Here is a 4223-nt window from a genome sequence, read left to right as displayed (position 1 = left end):
GACATGAGCACGGGCACCGGCAGCACCGCGAGCCCGAGCCCGACGCCGTCCGAGGCTGCCGTCGACCGGGCGGCGGTCACGCGCGCCGCCGACGTCGACGACAGCCCGGTCCTGTCGGGCGGGGTCTGGTGGGCTGCGGGGGCGCTGGTGGTCCTCATCATCGCCGGGGTGGTCGCCGTCAACCGCCGCGCCGCCCGGTCCCGTCCGGGCGGCCGGTAGGCGCCGGCGCGCCGGCGCCCACCGCGCGGGTCAGAGGTACGGCCGCGTGATCAGCTCGATCGCGTGGCCCGCGGGGTCCTTGAAGTAGACGCCGCGGCCTCCGTGTTCGTCGTTGATCTCGCCGGGACGGCGCATCTGGGGATCGGCCCAGTGGGTGACGCCCGCGTCGCACAGCCGCCGGTACGCCCGGTCGAACCGGGCGTCGTCGAGCAGGAACGCGTAGTGCTGCATCTGGATCTCCACCGGCGGCTCGGCGAACTGCAGCAGCACGCCGTCGTCGAGCTGGAGGTTGGTGAACGGGCCCCAGGAGGGCGCCTCCCGGAGCTCCAGCAGCTCGCGGTAGAAGCGCGCGGACTCGGTGCGGCTTCTCGCCGCGATGATGGTGTGGTTGAACGTGACCGGCATGCGGTGACCTCGTCGGTGATCGGCACGGGAAGGGGACGCTCGGCGCACGGGCGCCGGGGAGGTCCGCGTGCCGGCACGAGGGGGCACCCCTTGCGCACCCGCCGGGCGTTCAGTCCTCCACCGGAAAGCCGATCCGTGAGTGGCGCGAGGCCGGTCCGGTGTTCACGCGGAGGACGCTACCGGGGCGCCGCGGCGGCCGCAACGGCGCGGTCGGCCACCCCGCTCGGCGCCGCCTAACGCGGCGGAACGGGCCCGGCCGGCCGGTCCGCCCCGTCGGCGCCGGGCCCCGCGGTTCCGTCGAACGACCCGCCCGTGTCCACCCGTTCGGGACGCACGCGGTCCCCGGCGGCCGCGCCGCGGCCCTCCGGCAGCGGCCGGACGGCCGGGAAGGGATCCGTCGCGGGCATCGCGCCGAGGTCCGGCCCCCGGGCGCCGGCCGTGCCGTCGAGCGGGCCCGCGCCCGCGGCCGTCAGCAGGTGGCGGGGTCCTCCCAGCAGGTACGTGAGCCCGAACCCGGCCGCGACCACGGCCGCGCCGCCGACCGCGTCCAGCACCCAGTGGTTGCCGGTGGCGATGATGGCGGACAGCGTGAACAGCGGGTCGAGCAGCGCGATCAGCTTGATCCACAGCTTCGGCGCGAGCACCACCACGGTGACCCCGCACCACAGCGACCAGCCGAAATGGAGGGACGGCATCGCCGCGTACTGGTTGGTCAGCGCGGTCATCGCGCCGTAGCTGGGGTGCGCGAGGTCCTGGGGGCCGTGGACCGTGTCGATGAACCCGAGGCCGGGCATCAGGCGCGGCGGCGCGAGCGGGAAGAACCAGAACCCGACGAGCGCGAGCACCGTCGCGAAGGAGAGCGAGGCGCGCGCCCAGCGGTAGTCGGCGGGGCTGCGCCAGTACAGGACGGCGAGGATGCCGAGCGGGAACGCGAAGTGGAAGGTCTCGTAGTAGAAGTCGAGGAAGTCACGGAGCCAGCCCACGTGCACGAGGGCGTGGTTGGCCCAGTGCTCGATGCCGATGTGGAGGGCCGATTCGGCGGAGTGGATCTCGCGCCCGTGCCTCTGTGCCGTCGCGGGGTCGGCCGCCGCGGCGAGCCTGATCCAGGAGTAGGCGGAGTAGCCGACGCGGATGACGAGCAGTTCCAGCACCAGGTTCGGGCGGCCGACGAGCCGCCGCCACACGGGTGCCGCCAGCGGCACCCGGCGGAAGCGGGCCGGCACGGGCTGCGCGTAATCGGTCGGCACGGGTCTGTCGAAGTACGGCGAGGTGCGGGAGAGGAACGGTACGACGCAGGCGGCCGCCAGCGCGGCGAGCAGCGGGACGTTGTCCCGGACGGGCGCGACGATCCCCATGTTCGGCAGCAGCACGGTGCCCGGCAGGGTCATCACGAGCACGACGACGACGGGCCACACGAGCCGGTCCTTGGCGCGCCTGCCGACGCGTCCGGCGAGGGCGAGCAGTATCCACATGAGCTGGTACTGCCAGGCCGTCGGCGAGACGGCGACGGCGACGCAGCCCGTCACGGCGACGGCGAGCAGCAACTGGCCGTCGCGCGCGTAGCGCACGGCGCGGCGCAGGCCGATCCAGACGACCGCCGCGGCGAGGACGCCCGCGAGGGCGATGCCCCAGGCGCCGTGCACGCCGAAGCGCAGCAGCGCGCCGTGCAGCGACTGGTTGGCGAGGCCGTCGGCCTGCTCGCCGAGGCCGAGTCCGGCGAGATGGTGGACCCAGTACGTACGGGAGTCGGCGGGCAGCACGAGCCAGGCGAGGGCCGAGGACCCGGCGAAGGCGGCCGTCGACGCCACGGCCGCCTTCCGGCGCCCCGTCAGCCACAGCAGCGGCACGAACAGCAGGACCGCGGGCTGGAGCGCGGCGCCGACGCCGACGAGCAGCCCGGCCAGGCGTTCGCCGCGCGCGACGAAACAGCCCAGCAGCACAAGCAGGACGGGGATGATGCTGGTCTGACCGAGGTGGAAGCTGTTGCGGACCGGCAGGGACACCATCAGCAGGCTGACGGCGACGGGCGCGGCGGGCACGGGGACGCGGCCGGGCAGGGCGCGGGCCGCGATCACCCCGACGGCCGCGACGAGGAGCAGCGTGCCCACGGTCCAGGTGACGCCGAGGGCCTCCTCGGCGGAGCGGGCGAGGGGCTTGAGGACGAGTCCGGCGAAGGGCGTGCCGGTGAAGTGCGAGCCGTGGTCGTAGAGGGAGCCCGTCACGTGCAGGACACCGCCGGGGCCCGTCCAGGTCTCCAGGTCGGTCAGGCGCCGGCCCGGCGGCTTGTCGAGCACGGCCGCCGCCTGGCGCGCGCCGAGCACGGCGGCGATCACCCACAGGAGGGTGCGTGCCGCGACGAGACCGGTGCTCACCCCTCTCGGCGCCGAGCCGTCCTGTGCACTGCCCTCCACGTTCGCCACGTCGAGACGACCTTCCTCTCCCGTCCTAAACCACCATCATTGCGGCCCTCGAGGCATGAGCCTGGCACCGCTCCCGCCGAAAGACTCAGGCAACCCCCTCTTCGCCTGCCTGTCATCCCCGTTTTGACGCAACGGAACAGGTTCGGCCGACGCGACACGCGCCCTTGACATCCGGGCCCGGAGGCCCGTGCACGCGCCGGCCGGGGCCGGTGCGGGAGGTACGCGGCGCAGGCGCCCGTACGCGCCCGGGAGCCGGTGGGACGAGGGGGCGCCGGTGTCCGGGGCGGCCGAGTCGGTGGGCCGCCGTCACGGGACCGGTCGCTCGCGAGCGGCCCGCCGGAGGACGCACGGATCGGAGCGGGACGCTCCCGGGGCGTCGGGAAGGGCGGCCCCGCGAAGCGGCGGCTCCGCCGAGGACGGCGCCGCCGGGGACGGTTCGGAGCGCGGCGGCTCGGAGCACGGACGTTCGGGGCACGGGCGGTTCGGAGCACGGGTGGTTCGGAGCACGGTGGATTCGGCGCCGCGCGGGCGTGGGGCCCGGTCGGCACACGGGCGGGCGGGCGCCGGAGCTCTCACCCCGGCGCCCGCCCGTGCACCGCGTCCGCCGTCCCGGCCCTTCCGCGCCGGGGGCCGGTCAGATGTCGAGCAGCCTCTCGGTCGTCTCGCGGTAGGTGCGCAGTGCCTGGCGCAGCCGCTCCGTCTCGTCGCCCCCGTCGCCGCCCCGCGGGTCCCAGGCCGCCCGCATGGCGCGCGGACGCTCCTCCAGCGCGGCGGACAGGCGCCGGGCCGTGTCCTCCAGGACGCGTGCCGCCTCCTCGACCGACCCGCCCGGGTCGTCGACGAAGTGCGTGAGCGCGCCCTGCAGCCGCCGGCCGAACTCCTCGCTCTCCGCACGCGGCATCAGCCGCCCGTCGGCCACCGCCGGCACGGTCTTGTCGAGGCCCGTGCGCTCGGAGCCGGCCACGTGCCGGCCGCCGCCCGTGCCGCGCCCCGCCGCGCCGTCACGCCGCTCGCGCTCCCGCTGGAGCGCGCGCTCGCGGCGGACGAGCCGCTCGCGCTCGCCGTACAGCTGACCGGAGCCGCGGCCTCCCGTGTCGGGGCGGGCGCTCTCGGCCGCGCGGGCCGGGGAAGGCGGAAGCTCCTCGTCCTCCCCGTACGGTTCCTCGTACGTCTCCGCGC

The 4223-nt window shown here is 75.7% G+C and carries 2 protein-coding genes and 2 pseudogenes; 1 reads left to right on the top strand and 3 read right to left on the bottom strand.

Annotated features, from left to right (window positions below):
• Nucleotides 1–219: pseudogene (locus tag L1885_RS24575) on the top strand (hypothetical protein); the annotation flags it as partial.
• Between the two features lie 30 nt (nt 220–249).
• Here L1885_RS24575 and L1885_RS24570 read toward each other — a convergent pair.
• The 3 genes and pseudogenes from L1885_RS24570 to L1885_RS24560 all read right to left on the bottom strand — a co-directional run.
• Nucleotides 250–624, bottom strand: coding sequence for a VOC family protein (locus L1885_RS24570; RefSeq protein ID WP_235799358.1), 375 nt, complete (start codon nt 622–624; stop codon nt 250–252).
• Between the two features lie 233 nt (nt 625–857).
• Complete coding sequence (locus tag L1885_RS24565) at nt 858–3044, bottom strand: bifunctional glycosyltransferase 87/phosphatase PAP2 family protein (RefSeq protein WP_372482022.1); 2187 nt, start codon at nt 3042–3044, stop codon at nt 858–860.
• 634 nt (nt 3045–3678) lie between these two features.
• Nucleotides 3679–4223 (bottom strand): annotated as a pseudogene (locus tag L1885_RS24560) (hypothetical protein); the annotation flags it as partial.

Source organism: Streptomyces fuscigenes (assembly GCF_021556455.1).
Lineage (GTDB): Bacteria > Actinomycetota > Actinomycetes > Streptomycetales > Streptomycetaceae > Streptomyces > Streptomyces fuscigenes.
This window is presented reverse-complemented; position numbering and strand designations above follow the sequence as displayed.